This window comes from Kineococcus aridisoli (assembly GCF_050871885.1).
Lineage (GTDB): Bacteria > Actinomycetota > Actinomycetes > Actinomycetales > Kineococcaceae > Kineococcus.
The window spans coordinates 1-17372 of sequence record NZ_JBJLSF010000100.1; the positions used below are offsets into that span (position 1 = coordinate 1).

A 17372-nucleotide genomic window follows, 5' to 3' on the forward strand; every position below is an offset into this window, starting at 1 on the left:
CCCCCCCCCCCCCCCCCCCCCCCCCCCCCCCCCCCACCCCCCCCCCCCCCCCCCCCCCCCCCCCCCCCCCCCCCCCGCCCCCCCCGCCCCCCCCCCCCCCCCCCCCCCCCCCCCCCCCCCCCCCCCCCCCCCCCCCCCCCCCCCCCCCCCCCCCCCCCCCCCCCCCCCCCCCGGAGCGGGGAGCGGGTGGTGACGGTGCGCTGCGAGCGGGTGACGTCGCGCCACCGGGAGGGTGACGTGCGGTCCGGTGCCGTCAAGGGTCACCCGGTGGGGGACGACACCGCTGGCATGGTGAGGCGAGACGGTGACCGGGCGAGCGGCACGCCCGAGGCGGAGCTCCTGCGGGACGGGCCGCTGCTGGCCGGCGGTCCCGCCGCCCGCAGCGCCGCGGCGGTGCGCCGCGAGCTCGCCGAGCTGCCGCTGCCCGCGCTGCGCCGCCGCCGCGACCTGCTGGCCGCGGAGCTGCGCCGCGTGCAGCACTGGAGCCGGCTCGTGCGCGCCCGCCGCGACCTGCTCGTGGCGGCCGCCTGCGGGCCCGAGGAGCTCGCCGTGCCGGTCGAGGCCGCCGCGCACGGCGGTCCGCTGGAGGTCCACCTGGCCGCCGGCGCCCCCCTCGACGGCGCCCTGCCCCCGGCGCTGTCCGACGACGTGGACGTGCAGCAGCTGGACCCCGGCGCCGGGCTGCGGGCCCTGGTGCTGCTCGAGCGGCCCGCCGGCGGCGGCCTGCCCGAGCAGCTGCAGGAGCTGACCGCCGCCCAGCGCCGGCTGGAGGAGTACGCCGCGGCCCTGGAGGCCGAGCGCGGCGCCGCCACGCAGGTGCTCGCCGAGCGCCTGGAACTGCTCCTGGGCCGGCGCGCGGGGCTGCCGGCCGGCTGACCCCGCGGGGCGGGCGCCGGCGTCCCGGCGGTCCCCGCGGGCCGTCGTGGGGCAGACTGTCGGGCGAGGCGTCGAGGTGACGTGCGTCACGAACGGGGAGGTCGTCGGTGGAGCAGGGGCAGGTCGAGAGCGCACCGGAGGCCGAGCGGCTCGGTGACGTGGTGCGGCGCGCGCCGCTGTTCGCCGCCCTGGACGACACGGCGTCGGCGGAGCTGCTGGAGTCGATGGAGTCCGTCCACCTCGAGCGCGGGCAGCAGCTGTTCGCCGAGGGCGAGCCGGGGGAGCGCGTCTACGTCGTGCGCACCGGCAAGATCAAGCTGGTCCGCAGCTGGCCCGACGGCCGGGAGAACCTGCTGGCCGTCCTGGGGCCGGGCGAGATGTTCGGCGAGCTGTCGCTGTTCGACCCCGGCCCGCGCACCAGCTCCGCGCGCGCGGTCTCCGAGGCCGAGCTGATCGCCCTCGGCCACGACGACATGATGCGCTGGCTGACCCGGCGCCCCGAGGTCGCCAAGCACCTGCTGCAGGCGCTGGCCCAGCGGCTGCGCCGCACGAACGTCGCGCTGGCCGACCTCGTCTTCACCGACGTCCCCGGCCGCGTGGCCAAGGCGCTGCTGGACCTCTCGCGCCGCTTCGGCCGCCCCATCGCCGACGGCCTGCTCGTGGCCCACGACCTCACCCAGGAGGAGCTGGCCCAGCTCGTCGGCGCCTCCCGGGAGACGGTGAACAAGGCGCTCGCGGACTTCGCCTCGCGCGGGTGGCTGCGCCTGGAGGCGCGCGCCGTCGTCCTGCACGACGTCGAGCGCCTGGCCAAGCGCGCCCGCTGACCCGCTGACCCACCGGTTTCGCTGAGCCACCGGCCCGCGGTGCCCCGCCGGGTCAGGGCAGCCGCACGCCCAGGTGGCGCAGGTGCGCGCGCACCGAGGACTCCGCTGCCCGCGCCAGGGCCCCGGTCGGCTCGCCGTGCACGGCGCGCACCACGGCGGCCACGTCCGGCGCCCCGGCCTCCACGGCCGCGCGCACCTGCGCCAGCCGCTGCTCGCGGTGCTCCAGCTGCGTGCGCAGCGCCGCCGCGACGTCGGTGCGGGCGGGCCCGTGACCGGGCAGCAGCACCCGCGCGTCCAGGGTCAGCAGCCGCCGCAGCGAGGCCAGGTGGTCGCCGAGGTCGCCGCCCTCGGCGATCACGGTGCTGCCGCGCCCGAGCAGCGTGTCGCCGGTGAGCAGCTCCCCGGTCCCCAGCAGCACGCACAGCGAGTCGGCGGTGTGGCCGGGGGTGGCGAGCACCCGCAGCCGCAGCCCCGCCACCTCGTGCACGGCCCCGTCGGCGCCGCCGGGGCCGCCGCTGCGCAGCACGGGGGCGGGGTGCTCGGCGAGGAAGGCGTCCAGGCCGCCGACGTGGTCGGGGTGGGAGTGGGTGGCGACGACGAGCGCGACGGTGCGCCCGGCCAGCGCGGTGGCCACGGCCGCCCGGTGCGCGGGGTCGTCCTCGCCGGGGTCGACGACGACGGCGGTGGGCGCACCGGGGGCCGGCAGCAGCCAGGTGTTGGTGCCCTCCAGCGTCATCGCCGAGGGGTTGCCCTGGAGCACGCAGGTGGCCCGGTCGCCGACCGGGCCACCCCTCCAGGGCCGTGCCGCGCCCTCAGGAGCGGACACGCACCACGATCTCGACCTCGACGGGGGAGTCCATCGGCAGCACCGAGACCCCGACGGCGCTGCGGGCGTGCCGGCCGGCCTCGCCGAAGACGGCCTGCAGCAGCTCGGAGGCGCCGTTGACGACGGCCGGCTGGCCGGTGAAGGCCGGGTCGCTGGCGACGAAGCCGACGACCTTGACGACCCGCTCGATGGCGTCGACACCGCCCGCGACGCCGGCGGCCGCGGCGATCGCGTTGAGCGCGCAGGTGCGCGCCAGCCCGTGCGCCGTCTCGGGGTCGACGAGCCCGTCGCCCTGGCCGACCTTGCCGGTCAGCGGCAGCGCGCCGTCGGTGAACGGCAGCTGCCCGGAGGTGTGGACGAGGTCGCCGTCGCGCAGCGCGGGCACGTAGGAGGCCACGGGCGCGGCCACCGGCGGCAGCGCCAGGCCGAGCTCGGCCAGCCGTGCGGAGGCGCTCACCGCTCCCCGCTGGGGCGCTTGAGGTAGGCGACGAGGCCGTTGCCGTCGGGGCCGGTGAGGACCTGGACGAGCTCCCACCCGTCGCTGCCCCACTGGTCGAGGATCTGCTTCGTCGCGTGGACGATGAGCGGGACGGTCGCGTACTCCCACGTGGTCATGGGCGTCACCGTAGTGCGCCCGCGGCCGCGCGGGAGCCCCCCGGGGAGCTCCCGCTTCGGCGTCCGGGCGCGCGGCGGTCCTCAGACCGCGGCGACCCGCTCCTCGAGCGCGTCCACGCACCCGGCCGGCACCGTCGTGCCGGAGCCGGTGACCGCACCGGCGGCGGTCGACAGGTGCGCGTCGCGGGCGGCCTCCAGCAGCCGCCGCCACGAGAGGACGTTCGGCCGGCGCTTGAGCAGCGCCCGCCGCTCCCGCTCGGTCATCCCGCCCCACACGCCGAACTCGATGCGGCTGTCCAGCGCGTCCGCGAGGCACTCGGTGCGCACGGGGCACCCCCCGCAGATCTGCTTGGCACGGTTCTGCGCCGAACCCTGCACGAACAGCTCGTCCGCCGAGCTCGACTTGCACGCTCCGCGGCTGGCCCACTCCAACGTCCAGACCATCGACGGCCCCTCCCGTCAACGCCCGTCCCGGCCCGCCGCGTCGCGGCGGTTCCCCCCGGTCCCGGCGAACCTGTGAATCCCCCTGTTGCCCCGTGGTGGGGCACGTCCGCAGCGTAGGCTGGCCGGTGCGGCAGGCCCTAGAGCCTCTTGTGACGAACGTGCGTAGTCACTTCGGGCTACCCCTCCCGGCTCAACCTCACTGCGTGTAGCGAAGCGGTCACGATCCTGCGGAGCGCTCGCGGAGGAGCCGTTCGCGCTCTGGACCTGGCGGGGGCGGCGCTTACCCTGGGCGCATGGCTCCTCGCCCCACGCGCCGCCCCGTCTTCCGGCTGCTCGGCGCCTTCGCCGCCGTGAGCGTCGCCGCGGGCGTGCTCGGCGCCGGTCTCGTCGTGCCCGCGGTGGCCGCCTCCGGCAGCCTCACCAGCGAGGGCGTGGACATCTTCGACGAGCTGCCCGCCGACCTGGGCGACCAGTCGCTGTCGGAGGCCACGACGATCCTGTACTCCGACAACACGGTCATGGCGCGGGTCTACGACCAGAACCGCATCGTCATCGGCTTCGACCAGATCGCGCCGGTGATGAAGGACGCGATCCTGTCCATCGAGGACTACCGCTTCTACGAGCACGGCGCCGTCGACCTCAAGGGCATCGTGCGCGCGCTGGTCTCCAACGCCGGCGGCGGCGGCACGCAGGGCGCCTCGACGCTGACGCAGCAGTACGTCAAGAACGTCCTCGTCGAGCAGGCCGTGGAGCGCGGCGACACCGAGGCCGCCGCGGCCGCCACCGAGGCCGACGGCGTCGAGGGCTACTCGCGCAAGCTGCGCGAGATGAAGCTCGCCGTCGGGGTCGAGAAGGAGATGTCCAAGGACGACATCCTCACCGGCTACCTCAACGTGGCGTACTTCTACAACGGCGTGTACGGCATCGAGGCCGCCTCCCGCTACTACTTCAACAAGCCCGCCGCCGAGCTGCAGCTGCCCGAGGCCGCGCTGCTCTCCGGGCTCGTGCAGAACCCCGTCGCCTACAACCCGATCAAGAACCCGGACGCCTCGGTCAAGCGCCGCAACGTCGTGCTCGACCGCATGCTCGCCATCGGCAAGATCGACCAGGCCACCCACGACGCCGCCGTCGCGGCCCCCATCGGGCTGAACGTGCAGCCGGTGCAGCAGGGCTGCATCAACGCCGGGTCCGCGGCCTACTTCTGCGACTACGTCACCCGCATCGTCGAGACCGACCCGGCGTTCGGCGCCACCGAGGACGACCGCAAGAAGCTGCTGCGCTCCGGCGGCCTGACGATCAGGACGACGCTCAACCCGCAGGTCCAGCAGACCACCCAGGACGCGGTGAACGAGGGCGTCAACCCGGGCCAGCGGCCCCGGATGGCCGCCTCCGTCGTCCAGCCGGGCACCGGGCAGATCCTCGCGATGGCCCAGGACACGGTCTTCTCCGTGGACACCGACCAGGTCGGCGTCACGCAGATCAACTACAACGTCGACAAGATGTACAACGGCGGCAACGGCTTCCAGACCGGCTCGGCGTTCAAGGCGTTCACGCTCGCCGAGTGGCTGAAGTCGGGCAAGTCGCTCAACAGCACGATCAACGCCCCGCACAGCGGCAACGACGCCTTCAGCGAGTTCACCGCCTGCGGGGTCAAGCCGCGCGACTCGACGCGCTACGCGTACTTCAACGCCGAGTCCAACGAGGGCGGCGTCATGACCATCCGCGAGGCCACCGCGAAGTCGGTGAACACCGCCTACGTGGAGATGGAGAAGCGCCTGGACCTGTGCGGCATCGCGGCGACCGCGCAGTCGCTGGGCGTGCACCTGGCCAACCCGGACAACGGGTCCGTGCCCGCGCAGAAGGCGCACGACATGAGCAACACCAACGACGCCAACGGCGGGGTCAACACCGACCTCTACGTCAGCCCTTCGCTGACGCTGGGCGTCAACGAGATCGCCCCGCTGGCGATGGCCGGGGCCTACGCCGCCTTCGCCGCCGACGGCACCTTCTGCAAGCCGATCGCGATCACCGAGGTGCTCGACACGAACGGCAAGCCGCTGGCCATCCCGAACGCCGACTGCAAGCAGGTCCTGGACCCGAACGTGGCGCGCAACGTCACCTCGGCGCTGGGCAGCGTCATCTCCAACGGCACCGGCGGCTCGGCGCGCATCGGCCGGCCGGCCGCCGGCAAGACGGGCACCACGAACGACTCCTCCGACGCCTGGTTCGTCGGCTACACCCCGCAGCTGTCGTCGGCGGTCTGGATGGGCCACGCGGACGGCACCTCCTCGCTCAACCGCGAGCGCATCAACGGCAAGGGCCGACGCACGATCTTCGGCGGCACGATCTCCGCACCGACGTGGAAGAACATCGTCGGCCCCGCCTCGGAGCAGCTGGGCCTGCCCGAGGTCGGCTTCCCCGAGGCCAGCAACGCCGGCCTGACGACGACGAACTCCGACGGCAGGATCCGCGTGCCCAGCGTCGTGGGCCAGTCCGTCGAGTCGGCGCGCAGCGAGCTCGAGGAGGCCGGCTTCCGGGTCCGCGTCGCCGCGGGCACCGTCGCCTCCAGCAACGTCCGCAGGGGCCTGGTGGCCAGCCAGAGCGCCCGCTCGGCCACCGCCGGGGCGACGATCACCATCACCCGCAGCTCCGGCCCGGCGCCCAGGCCGACCCAGCAGCCGACGCAGCAGCCGGAGCCCACGCAGGCGCCCACCCAGGCGCCCAGCCAGGCACCGGCGCCCCCGGCGGACGGCGCCCAGCCACCCGCCCCGCAGCCCGCCGCGGCCGAATCGGCCGAGGGCTGAGCGGTGCCGGGGAAGGCGGGCGGCGAGCGGGCCCTCGTCGACGACCTGGCGCTGCTCACGCTGTCCCCGGCGACGGGGCGGCCGCTGACCGACGCCAACCGCACGCCGCCGCTGCTGGCGGGGGCGCTGCTGATGGACCTGGCGCTGCGCGAACGCGTCGTGGCGGGCGAGCGCAGCCGCTGGTGGGGTTGGCAGCTGGAGGTCGTGGACACCTCGCCCACCGGTGACGCGCTGCTCGACGAGGCGCTGGGCAGGCTGCGCCGCAGGAGCGTCCACGCCCGCGGCGCCGTCCAGCGCATCGGCGGCCACCGCACCGCGGGTGCCGTCCGCCGGCGCCTGGTGCGGGACGGCATGGTGCGCCACGAACCGGGCGGCTTCCTCAGGCTGAACCGCTGGTACCCGGACGCCGCCGCCCGCGACGAGCTCGTCGCGGCCGTCGCCGCGGCGCTGGAGGCCCCCGACCCGGCGGCGGTGCCCCCGCGCACCGCCTCGCTGGTCTCGCTGCTGCACGCCGTCGGCGCGCTCGGCAAGGTGGTACCGCAGCTCGGGCTGTCCCGCGGGGAGCTGCGCGAGCGCGGGAAGGCGTTCGCCGACGGCGACTGGGCCGGTCAGGCCGTCTCCGCCGCCGTCCAGGCGGCGCAGGCCGCCGTCATGAGCGCCGTGGTCACCACGACCGTCGTGACGGCGGGCGCCTCCTCCTGAGGGCCGCGCTCAGCCCTGCAGGCGGGCGCGCACGGCCCCCGACAGCCGCTTGCCGTCGGCGCGGCCGGCGACCTTGCCCTTGAGCGAGGACATCACCGCGCCCATCGCACCCATGCCCGTCAGGCCCTCGGAGGTCGCCACGAGCACGGCCTCGTCGACGAGCGCGGCGAGCTCGTCGTCGGTGAGCGGGGTCGGCAGGTAGGTCTCCACCACGCCCAGCTCGGCGCGCTCGCGCTCGGCCTGCTCGGTGCGCCCGGCGCCCTCGTAGGCCTCGGCCGCCTCGCGGCGCTTCTTCGCCTCGCGCTGCAGGACGGCGACGACCTCCTCGTCGCTCAGCGTGCGGGCGCTCTTGCCGGCGACCTCCTCGCCGCGCACCGCCGTCAGGACCATTCGCAGGGTCGCCGAGCGCAGCTCGTCGCGCGCCTTCATGGCGGTCGTCAGGTCGGCCTGCAGGGAGTCCTTGAGGGTGTCGCTCATGGAGGCGATCCTGCCACCCGCGTCCACGCCTTTCCCGCCCCCGAGGGCCGTGCGCCAGGATGAGCGGATGGTCAGCGCTGCGGGAGTCCTCAAGGCCGCCACCGCCACCGCCGGCGGTCTCGCCGTCGCGGGAGCGGCCGGTGTCGCCTACGCCGCCGGGTACGAGGTCAACGCCTTCGTGCTGCGCCACGCGCTCGTCCCCGTGCTGCCGGTGGGCCGCGCACCGCTGCGCGTGCTGCACCTGTCCGACCTGCACCTGGTGCCGAGCCAGCAGCGCAAGCGCGAGTGGGTGCGGGGCCTGGCCGACCTGGAACCCGACCTCGTCGTCACCACCGGCGACAACCTCGCCGCCCTCGACGCCGTCCCGGCCGTCCTGGACACCTACGCGGGCCTGCTGGAGCGCCCGGGGGTGTTCGTGCTCGGCTCCAACGACTACTGGGGCCCGCGGCCGCGCAACTGGGCGAAGTACCTCTACGTGCGCCGGGGCCCCAAGGCCCCCTCCGGCCCCCGGCTGCCCACCGAGGAGCTCGTGCGCGGCTTCACCGACGCCGGCTGGGTGGACCTGGACAACGTCCGCACCCGCCTGCGGGTCGGCGGGCTGGACCTGGAGCTCGTCGGCGTCGACGACCCGCACCTGCGCTACGACCGCTACGAGGACGTCGCGGGCCCCGCCGCGGCGGACGCGGACCTGACGATCGCCGTCACGCACGCCCCCTACCGGCGCACCCTGGACGCCATGACCGCCGACGGTGCCGGGCTGCTCATCGCCGGCCACACCCACGGCGGGCAGCTGTGCGTGCCCGGCTACGGCGCCCTCGTCACCAACTGCGACCTGCCGCGCGCTCAGGCCTCCGGCCTCTCCCGCTGGTCGGCGGGTGGGCGCGAGGCGTGGCTGCACGTCTCCGCGGGCCTGGGCACCTCCCCGTACGCGCCGCTGCGCTTCGCCTGCCGGCCGGAGGCCACGCTGCTGGAGCTGGTGCCGGTGCGCTGAGCGGGGGCCCGGCGGGGAAGGTGGTCGAGACCACCCCCGCGCGTCGGCTATCCTCGTCCAGGCAGATGCCACGGGGTGTGGCGCAGCTTGGTAGCGCGCTTCGTTCGGGACGAAGAGGCCGCAGGTTCAAATCCTGTCACCCCGACCAGCAGGACCGAGGGCCCGGAACCGCGAGAGCGGGGCCGGGCCCTCGTCGTGTCCGCGGCGCGGACGCCCCTACGATGTCCTGCCGGGCCGCCGCCCGGGTCCTCCGAGGAACGGGATGCAGATCAGGTGAGCGACGCTCCTCAGCTGGACCTGGCCACCGTCTTCGACGCGATGCCGACCTCCTACGCGGTGCTCGATCCGGACCTGCGGTTCGTGGCGGTCAACCACGCCTTCCTGGAGAACTCCGGGCGCACGCGCCGGGAGCTGATCGGCCGGCCGATCCTCGAGGTCTTCCCCGACAACCCCGCCGACCCCGGCACGCGCGCGACGGCCAACCTGGAGGCCTCGCTGCACCGGGTGCTGCGCACCGGCCGGCCGGACACGATGCCGCTGCAGAAGTACGACGTCGCCGGTCCCGACGGCGTCTTCCGCGCCCGCTGGTGGAGCCCGGTGAACGCCCCGGTGCTCGACGAGGACGGGCGGGTGGTGCTGCTGCTGCACCGGGCGGAGGAGGTCACCGACTACGTCACCGAGCGGCTGCGGCAGCGCCCCGGCTCGGCCGTCGACCTCTACGACGCCCTTCGCGACGTCCCCGCCGAGCGCCACCAGGCCGAGGCGGACCTGTACGTGCGCGGGCAGGAGCTGCGTTCGGCGCTGACCACCGAGACCGCGGAGGCGCAGCGGCTGGCCGGCATGGTCCGGGTGGCGCTGCGGCTGAGCGGGGCGCAGAGCGTCGCGGAGCTGACCGACATCGTCATCGGCAGCGGGCTGGGCGTGCTGGGCGCCGGTGGCGGTGCCGTCGCCGTGCGCGCGAGCGCCGACGGCGGCCCGGACGAGCTGCAGCTGACCCTCACCGACTCGCTGGGGGAGCGGGCGCGCCGCACCTTCGCGCGCATCCCCCTGGACAGCCCGCTGCCGGTGGCCGTGGCCGCCGCCACCGGCGAGGTCGTGGTCCTGCGCGACCGCGAGGCCGCCCTGGCCTCCACCGAGCAGATGGAGGAGGCCGTCACCAGCACGGGCCTGGGCACGTGGGTGTCCCTGCCGCTGCAGGTGGCGGGCCGCTCGCTGGGCGGGCTGACGATCGGCTGGCGCGAACCGCAGGACTTCACCGGGCGCGACTTCGAGCTGATGAGCGCCTTCGCCGCGCAGTGCGCGCAGAGCCTGGCTGCGATCCAGGCCCGCGAGCAGGAGCGCCGAGTGGCCGGCGAGCAGCGGCGCCTGTCGGAGGCGCTGCAGCGCAGCCTGCTCACCGCGCCGTTCGAGCCGGACCACCTGCAGATCGCCGTGCGCTACCTGCCCGCCGCCGCCGGGGCGCAGATCGGCGGCGACTGGTACGACTGCTTCCTGGCCCCCACCGGGGTCACCACCCTCGTCGTCGGCGACGTCGCCGGGCACGACCGCGACGCCGCGGCCGCCATGGGGCAGGTCCGCAACCTGCTGCGCGGCGTCTGCATGACCCTGGAGGAGCCGCCCGCCGCCGTGCTGGGCGGGCTGGACCGCGCCATGCGCCACCTCGGCGTCGGGGTCATCGCCACCGCCGTGCTGGCCCAGGTGGAGCAGACCGCCGCCGAGCGGGCCGCCGGGCTGCGCACGCTGCGGTGGTCCAACGCCGGGCACCCGCCGCCGGTCCTCGTGGCCGCCGACGGCACCGCGCGGCTGCTGCACACCCGGCCCGACCTGCTGCTCGGGCTGCTGCCCGAGGCCGAGCGCGCCGACCACGCGACGACCCTGCACCCCGGCGCCACCGTCGTCCTCTACACCGACGGCCTCGTGGAGCGCCGGGACGCGCCGCTGCAGGACGGGATGGAGTGGCTGCGCGCCACCCTGGAGCAGCTGCACCACCTGCCCGTCGAGGAGCTGTGCGACGCGCTGCTGGCCCGGCTCGACGGCCCCCTCGGGGACGACGTCGCGCTGCTGGTGCTGCGGGCCCACCCCGAGGACGGCCCGCGGCCGGCCGAGGCGGGACCGCAGGTGCTGCCGCCCACCGCGCCGGGTGCCGCCCCGCCGCTGGGCGGGCGCTGACCGGCCCGTCCCCGCCTGCCCGGTACGCCGTGCGCGCTCCTCGGGGGCGGGGGACGGTGTGGGCGTGAACGCCGCACCTCCCGACGAGCGCCCCCTGGACCGCCTGCCCGCCGCGGCCGCCGCCCCGCTGGAGGGGCCGGTGATGATGCACCAGCACTGGGACGACCTGGCGTTCCTGCACTGGGCGGTCGACCCCGCGCTTGTGGCGCCGCACCTGCCGCCGGGGGTGCGCCCGGACGTCCTCGACGGCGTCACCTACGTCGGGCTCATCCCCTTCACCCTGCGCGGTGCGGGACCGGGGCGGCTGCCGGCGGTGCCGTGGTTCGGCACGTTCCTGGAGACGAACGTGCGGATGTACTCCGTCGACGACGCCGGCCGGCGCGGGGTCGTCTTCGCCAGCCTGGACGCGACGCGGCTGGCCGTGGTGCTGGGGGCGCGGCTGGTGTTCGGGCTGCCGTACCGGTGGTCGCGGATGCGCCGGGCGCAGCGCGAGCGCGAGGGCGCCCGCGAGTTCGCCTGGACGTGCCGGACCCCCGCGGGGGTGCGCAGCCGGGTCGTGGTGCGCGAGGGCGCCGACGAGCTCGGCGCGGACGACGAGGTCGCGCGCTTCGTCACCGCCCGCTTCGGCCTGCACGTCGCGCACCTGGGGCGCACGTGGTGGGTGGCCAACGAGCACGAGGAGTGGCCGCTGCGCAGCGCACGGGTGCTCGCCCTCGACGACGGCCTGCTGGCCGCCGCGGGCTTCCCCGGGCTGGCCGGCCGCGCCCCCGACCACGTCGCCTTCTCCCGGCGCGTCACCACCCGCTTCGCGCTGCCGCGGGAACTGGCGGCGCCGCCCGCCCGTTGAACCGGGGGACACAGCCGCCTCCACAGGAAGGACCGCCGCCGCCGTGCGCGACGACGACCCCCCGAGTACCTGCCCCACCCCTGAGCCGCCGACGACGACCGGTGCGGGGGTGGGCTCCCCGTGACGGACGTGCTCTCCCTGCTCCTGGGCGTGCTGGTGGTGCTGCTGATCACCGCGGCGACGGCCTACTTCGTCGCCCAGGAGTTCGCCTACATGTCGGTGGACCGCTCCGGGCTCAACGCCCGCGCCGCCACCGGCGACCCCGGTGCGCGCCGTGCCCTGTCGGTCACGCGCCGCACCTCGTTCATGCTCTCCGGTGCCCAGCTGGGCATCACCGTCACCGGCCTGCTCGTCGGCTACGTGGCCGAACCCCTCATCGGCGAGTCGCTGGGCGCGCTGCTGGGCGGGGTGGGCATCCCCACCGCGGTCGGCGTCGGGTTCGGCGCGGTCGCGGCGCTGGTGTTCTCCACCTTCGTGCAGATGCTCTTCGGCGAGCTGTTCCCCAAGAACCTCGCCATCGCCAGGCCGGAGCCGGTGGCCACCTGGCTGGCGCGCTCGACGCTGGTGTACCTGAAGGTGTTCGGCTGGCTCATCTGGTTCTTCGACCAGGCCTCCAACCTGCTGCTGCGCGCGCTGCGCATCGAGCCCGTCCACGACGTGGAGCACGCGGCCACCGCCCGCGACCTCGAGCACATCGTCGAGGAGTCCCGCGAGAGCGGGGACCTGCCGGTGGAGATGGCGATGGTGCTGGACCGCATCCTCGACTTCCCCCACCGCGACGTGGAGCACGCGATGGTGCCCCGCTCGCGGGTGGACACCGTGCTCGACACCGCCGACCTGGGGCTGGTGCGCGCGCTCATGGCGCTGGGGCACTCGCGCTACCCGGTGCTGGCCGCCGACACCGGTGACGTCGTCGGCGTCGTGCACCTGGCGGACCTGCTGGTGACCACCGAGCCCGACAGCGCACCGATCACCACGATCACCCGCCCGCCGCTGGTCGTCTCCTCCCTCACGGCGCTGCCCGACGTGCTGCGCCAGCTGACGGAGACCCGCAACCAGCTGGCCTGCGTGGTCGACGAGTACGGCGGCTTCGCCGGGGTCGTCACCCTGGAGGACCTCGCCGAGGAGCTCGTCGGCGAGATCACCGACGAGCACGACGAGGCCGCCGGCTACGTGCCGGTGGAGGACGACGGCGTGTGGGAGATGGCCGGCGAGGTGCACGTCGACGAGGTCGAGCGCGCCCTCGGGGTGGACCTGCCGCGCGGCGACTACGAGACCGTCGCCGGCCTGGTCATCGCCGCCCACGGCGGGCTGCCGCAGCCGGGCACGGTCCTGGACGTCGACCTGCCGGCCGACCCCGCCGACCTGACCCTCGACGACGACGCCGCCCCGCGCCGGCTGCGGGTGGCGGTCCTGGCCGTCGAGCGGCACGTGCCCTCCCGGGTGCGCCTGGAGCTGCCCGGGACCACCCCCGACGAGACGACCGGAGGAACCCCGTGAGCGACGACCCGCTGATCGTCGTCCCGGCGACCGTCCTCATCGTCGGCCTCAGCGCCTTCTTCGTGGCCGTGGAGTTCGCGCTGCTGGCCGCCAAGCGGCACCGGCTGGAGGACGCCGCCGGCACCGCCTCCGGGCGCGCCGCGCTGCGCAGCTCCCACGAGCTGACGGTGCTGCTGGCCGGTTCCCAGCTGGGCATCACCGCCTGCGTCCTGCTGCTGGGCGCGATCAGCAAGCCCGCGGTGCACCACTGGCTGACCCCCGCGTTCCAGGCGGTCGGCGTCCCGGCCGCGGCCGCCGACGTCGCCGGCTTCGTGCTGGCGCTGTTCGTGGTCACCTTCGTCCACCTCGTCGTGGGCGAGATGGCCCCGAAGTCGTGGGCGATCGCGCACCCGGAGCGCTCGGCCCTGCTGCTGGCGCTGCCGATGCGCGCCTTCATGTGGGTGTTCCGCCCCGTGCTGAAGGCGCTCAACGCGGCGGCCAACGCCCTGGTGCGCCGCGTCGGCGCCGAACCCGCCGACGAGATCGCCGCCGGGCACAGCCCCGACGCGCTGCGCCACCTGCTGGAGCACTCGGCGAACGTGGGCGCGCTGGACGCGCGCTTCTCGGCCCAGCTCTCCGGTGCGCTGGAGCTGGAGCGGATGACGGTGCGCGAGCTGCTGCGCCCCGGCGCGACGCTGGCCTCGGTGCCGGCGGGCGCCACCGTCGGGGACGTGCGCGAGGTCACCCGCCGCACCGGCCACCTGCGCGTGCTGGTCGGCGAGGCGCAGCGGATCACCGGTGTGGTCCACGTGCGCGACACCCTCATCGAGCCGGCGGAGGCGCCCGCGGCCCCGCACGTGCGGGAGGTGTTCACCCTGGAGGCGGGCACCACCGTGCACGCGGCGCTGACGGCCATGCGCGAGACCCGCAACCACCTCGCCCTCGTCACCGACGGGGGAGCGGTCGCGGGTGTCATCACCCTGGCCGACGTGCTGCGCCGCCTCTTCCCGCAGGCGGTGGCGACCGCGGGCTGAGCGCGCGGCGGGGCGTGGCACGATCGGCCGGGTGACCACCACCGCGCCCACCCCGAACCCCGACGTCCCCGTCTGGGAGCGGCGCTTCCGCGCCGGCCGGGTCGGGCTGCCGGAGTGGGCCGAGGACGCCCCGCAGCGCTGCGTCGTGGAGGCCACCGTCGGCGGCGTGCTGGAGGTGCACTCCTTCGACGCGGGCACCGGCGCGCTCACCCGGCTCACCGAGCGCGCCGAGGGCACCTCGACGGCGACGATCGAGCCGTCGGGGGAGTTCGTCTGGTGGTTCGACGACACCGACGGCGACGAGCACGGCGTCTGGCGGCGGCAGCCGTTCGGCGCGGCTCCCGGCGAGGGCGTCGAGGACCCGCTGGGGCTGCCCGCCGCCTACTCCGCGGGGCTGGCGTTCGGCCGCAGCGGCAGGGTCGTCGTCGGCAGCCAGGACGACGACTACGGCACCCGCGTGCAGGTCGTCGAGCCCGGGGGAGCGGCCCGCACGCTCTACGAGCACCGCGAGGACGCGTGGGTGGCGGACCTGTCCCCGGACGAGGAGTTCGTCGCGATCGCGCACTCCGAGCACGGCGACTCCCGCCACCCCGACCTGCGGGTGCTGCGCGTGGAGGACGCCGCCACCGTGGTGGAGCTGGCCGACGGGCCCGGCAGGGGCGTCTCGCCGATCGCCTTCTCGCCGGTGCGCGGGGACGCGCGGCTGCTCGTGGAGCACGAGCGCGAGGGCCGGGCCGAACTGCTCGTCCTCGACGTGGTGACCGGGATGGAGCTGCCCGTGCGCCTCGGGCTGCCGGGCGAGGTCGCCGGCGCGGAGTGGACCCGCGACGCCACCGGCCTCGTCGTCCTCGTCGACCACGAGGCGCGCACGCTGGCGCACCTGGTCGACCTGGGCACCGGCGCGGTGCGGCGGCTGGGGCCGTCCACGGGCACCGTGGGCGGGGCCACGGCCCGCCCGGACGGCGACGTGTGGCTGGCGTGGTCGTCCTCGGCGCAGCCGCCGAGCGTGCGCACCCGCACCGGGCAGGTCCTGCTGCGCGCACCGGGTGAGCCCGCACCGCCGTCGGTGGACGTGCGCGACGTGTGGGTCGAGGGCGAGGGCGGGCGCGTCCACGCGCTGCTGCGCACCCCGCCCGGCGCGCAGGGCCCGCTGCCGCTGGTGGTGGAGGTCCACGGCGGTCCCACCCACCACGACACCGACTCCTTCCGCCCCTACGTCGCGACGTGGGTGGACGAGGGCTTCGCCGTGGTGCAGGTGAACTACCGCGGCTCCACCGGCTACGGCTCCGCGTGGCGGGACGCCCTGGACGCCCGGGTGGGCCACGTGGAGCTCGCCGACATCGCCGCGGTCGCCGACCACCTCGTCGCCACCGGGGTCGCGGACGCGGACCGGGTGGTGCTGGCCGGGGCCTCCTGGGGCGGTTTCCTCACCCTGCTCGGGCTGGGCACGCAGCCGCAGCGGTGGGCGCTGGGGCTCGCGGGGGTGCCGGTGGCCGACTACGTGGCCGCCTACGAGGACGAGATGGAGGGGCTGAAGGCCTTCGACCGCTCGCTGTTCGGCGGCTCCCCCGAGCAGGTGCCGGACAAGTACGCCGACTCCTCGCCGATCACCTACGTCGACGCCGTCCGCGCGCCGGTGCTGGTCCTGGCCGGCCGCAACGACCCGCGCTGCCCGATCCGGCAGATCGACAACTACCTGGAGCGGCTGGCCGCGCGCGGCGCCGTGCACGAGGTCTACCGCTACGACGCCGGGCACGGCTCGCTGCGCGACGACGAGCGGGTGCGGCAGATGCGGGTCGAGCTGGACTTCGTGCGCCGGCACCTGCCCGCCTGAGCGTCAGCCGGTGGACGTCAGCCGGTGAACGTCAGCCGGTGAACGTCAGCCAGAGCAGGGCGACGTTGAGGGCGACGACCAGCGCCACGGCCGTGACGGCGGCGAGGTGGGTGCCGCGGCGGTTGACGTGCGCGCCCATGAGCGAGCGGGAGCTGGTCAGCGCCACGAGGGGGATCAGCGCGAACGGGATGCCGAAGCTGAGGACGACCTGGCTGACGACGAGGGCGCGGGTGGGGTCGACGCCGGCACCCAGGCAGATGAGCGCGGGCACGAGCGTGACCACCCGCCGCACCAGCAGCGGGACGTCCACGTGCAGCAGCCCCTGCATGATCACCGCGCCGGCGTAGGCGCCGACCGACGTCGAGGCCAGCCCGGAGGCCAGCAGGCCGATGGCGAACAGCAGCGCCGCCCCGGTGCCCAGGTGGGTGGCGACGGCCGCGTGCGCGCCCTCCAGGGTGTCGGTGCCCTCGACGCCGCGCAGCGCGGACGCGGCGAGCAGCAGCATCGAGATGTTCACCACGCCCGCCACGAGCAGCGCCGCGAGGACGTCGACGCGGGTGGCGCCCAGCACGCGCCGGGTGCGGTGCGGGGCCACCGGCCCGTGGTGGTCGCGGGCCATCGCCGAGTGCAGGTACACCGCGTGCGGCATGACGGTGGCGCCGAGCATGCTCGCCGCCAGCAGCACCGTCTCGCTGCCCTCGAAGCGCGGCACGAGCCCGGCCGCGGCCTCGGACGCGTCCGGCGGGGCGAGCAGGACGCCGGAGACGAACCCGACGACGATGACGAGCAGCAGCGCGACGACGGCGGCCTCGAAGCGGCGCACCCCGTCGCGGTTCTGCAGCATCAGCAGCCCCAGCGAGACGAGGCCGACGACCAGCCCGCCGACCAGCAGCGGGGTGCCGAACAGCAGCTTCAGCGCGACCGCGCCGCCGATGACCTCGGCGAGGTCGGTGGCGGCGGCGACGAGCTCGGCCTGCCCCCAGTAGGCCAGCCGGGCCTTCGTGCCCAGCCGCGCGCGCAGCAGCTCCGGCAGCGTGGAGCCGGTGACCACCGACAGCTTCGCGGACAGGTACTGCACGAGGACGGCCATCGCGTTGGCCGCCACCAGCACCCACAGCAGCAGGTAGCCGTACCCGGCGCCCGCGGTGAGGTTGGCGGCGACGTTGCCGGGGTCCACGTAGGCGATGGCCGCGACGAACGCGGGCCCGAGCAGCCGCAGCAGGCCGCGCTCGGGCGGGTGGGCGGGCGCGGAGGTGCGGGCGTCCGTCGTCATGGCCGCATCGTGCCACGAAGTTCGGCGCACCGAACTTCGAAGTTGGGATGACCCGCCGATCAGCTCCTGGACCGATCATCGCCCGTGCCCGCGGCCCCCGCGACCCGAGCGCCCGTGGACGTGGGCGTGGCCGTGGGCAGCGCGGTGATCTTCCACGGTGCACCGTGGAAGATCACC

At 75.7% G+C, this 17372-nt stretch carries 16 protein-coding genes and 1 tRNA gene; 11 read left to right on the top strand and 6 right to left on the bottom strand.

Going from position 1 to position 17372, the window contains the following annotated elements; translation table 11 throughout:
* The first annotated feature begins 288 nt into the window (after positions 1–288).
* Positions 289–876, top strand: a complete 588-nt coding sequence (locus ACRYM2_RS20005) for a hypothetical protein (protein ID WP_432524190.1) — start codon at positions 289–291, stop codon at positions 874–876.
* A gap of 107 nt (positions 877–983) precedes the next feature.
* Positions 984–1700, top strand: coding sequence for a Crp/Fnr family transcriptional regulator (locus ACRYM2_RS20010; protein WP_432524191.1), 717 nt, complete (start codon positions 984–986; stop codon positions 1698–1700).
* 52 nt (positions 1701–1752) lie between these two features.
* On the opposite strand, the gene ACRYM2_RS20015 is transcribed toward ACRYM2_RS20010, so the two are convergent.
* The 4 genes from ACRYM2_RS20015 to ACRYM2_RS20030 form a co-directional block, all read right to left on the bottom strand.
* The gene (locus ACRYM2_RS20015; RefSeq protein ID WP_432524192.1) at positions 1753–2526 is read right to left on the bottom strand and encodes an MBL fold metallo-hydrolase; all 774 of its coding nucleotides are present in this window, start codon (positions 2524–2526) and stop codon (positions 1753–1755) included.
* On the bottom strand, positions 2513–2983 hold the full coding sequence (locus ACRYM2_RS20020; protein ID WP_432524193.1) for a RidA family protein: 471 nt from the start codon (positions 2981–2983) through the stop codon (positions 2513–2515). The genes ACRYM2_RS20015 and ACRYM2_RS20020 overlap by 14 nt, the downstream gene beginning before the upstream one ends.
* The gene (gene sp36 / locus ACRYM2_RS20025; protein ID WP_432524194.1) at positions 2980–3141 is read right to left on the bottom strand and encodes a Sp36 family protein; all 162 of its coding nucleotides are present in this window, start codon (positions 3139–3141) and stop codon (positions 2980–2982) included. The genes ACRYM2_RS20020 and sp36 overlap by 4 nt, the downstream gene beginning before the upstream one ends.
* An 81-nt stretch (positions 3142–3222) precedes the next feature.
* Positions 3223–3585, bottom strand: a complete 363-nt coding sequence (locus ACRYM2_RS20030) for a WhiB family transcriptional regulator (RefSeq protein WP_432524195.1) — start codon at positions 3583–3585, stop codon at positions 3223–3225.
* 293 nt (positions 3586–3878) lie between these two features.
* Between ACRYM2_RS20030 and ACRYM2_RS20035 the strand changes: the two genes are divergently transcribed.
* Together ACRYM2_RS20035 and ACRYM2_RS20040 are read left to right on the top strand one after the other, a co-directional pair.
* Positions 3879–6389 (top strand): transglycosylase domain-containing protein, encoded by a 2511-nt coding sequence (locus tag ACRYM2_RS20035; RefSeq protein WP_432524196.1) that lies wholly within the window; start codon positions 3879–3881, stop codon positions 6387–6389.
* 3 nt (positions 6390–6392) lie between these two features.
* The gene (locus ACRYM2_RS20040; RefSeq protein ID WP_432524197.1) at positions 6393–7091 is read left to right on the top strand and encodes a GOLPH3/VPS74 family protein; all 699 of its coding nucleotides are present in this window, start codon (positions 6393–6395) and stop codon (positions 7089–7091) included.
* A 9-nt stretch (positions 7092–7100) separates the two neighbouring features.
* On the opposite strand, the gene ACRYM2_RS20045 is transcribed toward ACRYM2_RS20040, so the two are convergent.
* Entirely contained in the window at positions 7101–7568 is a 468-nt protein-coding gene (locus ACRYM2_RS20045) for a GatB/YqeY domain-containing protein (protein WP_432524198.1), read from the bottom strand.
* A gap of 67 nt (positions 7569–7635) precedes the next feature.
* On the opposite strand from ACRYM2_RS20045, the gene ACRYM2_RS20050 reads away from it, so the two are divergent.
* The 7 genes from ACRYM2_RS20050 to ACRYM2_RS20080 all read left to right on the top strand — a co-directional run bounded on the left by ACRYM2_RS20050 (position 7636) and on the right by ACRYM2_RS20080 (position 15922).
* Positions 7636–8559 carry a metallophosphoesterase gene (locus tag ACRYM2_RS20050; RefSeq protein WP_432524199.1) on the top strand — a complete coding sequence of 308 codons (924 nt, stop codon included), beginning with the start codon at positions 7636–7638 and terminating at the stop codon, positions 8557–8559.
* A 71-nt stretch (positions 8560–8630) separates the two neighbouring features.
* Positions 8631–8707 (top strand) — tRNA-Pro (locus ACRYM2_RS20055).
* A 125-nt stretch (positions 8708–8832) separates the two neighbouring features.
* Positions 8833–10728, top strand: coding sequence for a PP2C family protein-serine/threonine phosphatase (locus ACRYM2_RS20060; protein WP_432524200.1), 1896 nt, complete (start codon positions 8833–8835; stop codon positions 10726–10728).
* Between the two features lie 64 nt (positions 10729–10792).
* Complete coding sequence (locus tag ACRYM2_RS20065) at positions 10793–11575, top strand: YqjF family protein (RefSeq protein WP_432524201.1); 783 nt, start codon at positions 10793–10795, stop codon at positions 11573–11575.
* 120 nt (positions 11576–11695) lie between these two features.
* The gene (locus tag ACRYM2_RS20070) at positions 11696–13075 is read left to right on the top strand and encodes a hemolysin family protein (RefSeq protein WP_432524202.1); all 1380 of its coding nucleotides are present in this window, start codon (positions 11696–11698) and stop codon (positions 13073–13075) included.
* On the top strand, positions 13072–14088 hold the full coding sequence (locus ACRYM2_RS20075; RefSeq protein WP_432524203.1) for a hemolysin family protein: 1017 nt from the start codon (positions 13072–13074) through the stop codon (positions 14086–14088). Before ACRYM2_RS20070 ends, ACRYM2_RS20075 begins: the two co-directional genes overlap by 4 nt.
* A gap of 31 nt (positions 14089–14119) precedes the next feature.
* On the top strand, positions 14120–15922 hold the full coding sequence (locus ACRYM2_RS20080) for a prolyl oligopeptidase family serine peptidase (protein ID WP_432524204.1): 1803 nt from the start codon (positions 14120–14122) through the stop codon (positions 15920–15922).
* 31 nt (positions 15923–15953) lie between these two features.
* Here ACRYM2_RS20080 and ACRYM2_RS20085 read toward each other — a convergent pair whose 3' ends face one another.
* Entirely contained in the window at positions 15954–17195 is a 1242-nt protein-coding gene (locus ACRYM2_RS20085) for an Nramp family divalent metal transporter (RefSeq protein ID WP_432524205.1), read from the bottom strand.
* Between the last annotated feature and the right edge of the window lie 177 nt (positions 17196–17372).

Coding starts and splice junctions, on each gene's coding strand:
- ACRYM2_RS20005 (WP_432524190.1), top strand. CDS start 289: ATGGTGAGGCGAGACGGTGACCGGGCGAGCGGCACGCCCGAGGCGGAG.
- sp36 (WP_432524194.1), bottom strand. CDS start 3,141: ATGACCACGTGGGAGTACGCGACCGTCCCGCTCATCGTCCACGCGACG.
- ACRYM2_RS20030 (WP_432524195.1), bottom strand. CDS start 3,585: ATGGTCTGGACGTTGGAGTGGGCCAGCCGCGGAGCGTGCAAGTCGAGC.
- ACRYM2_RS20035 (WP_432524196.1), top strand. CDS start 3,879: ATGGCTCCTCGCCCCACGCGCCGCCCCGTCTTCCGGCTGCTCGGCGCC.
- ACRYM2_RS20045 (WP_432524198.1), bottom strand. CDS start 7,568: ATGAGCGACACCCTCAAGGACTCCCTGCAGGCCGACCTGACGACCGCC.
- ACRYM2_RS20050 (WP_432524199.1), top strand. CDS start 7,636: ATGGTCAGCGCTGCGGGAGTCCTCAAGGCCGCCACCGCCACCGCCGGC.
- ACRYM2_RS20085 (WP_432524205.1), bottom strand. CDS start 17,195: ATGACGACGGACGCCCGCACCTCCGCGCCCGCCCACCCGCCCGAGCGC.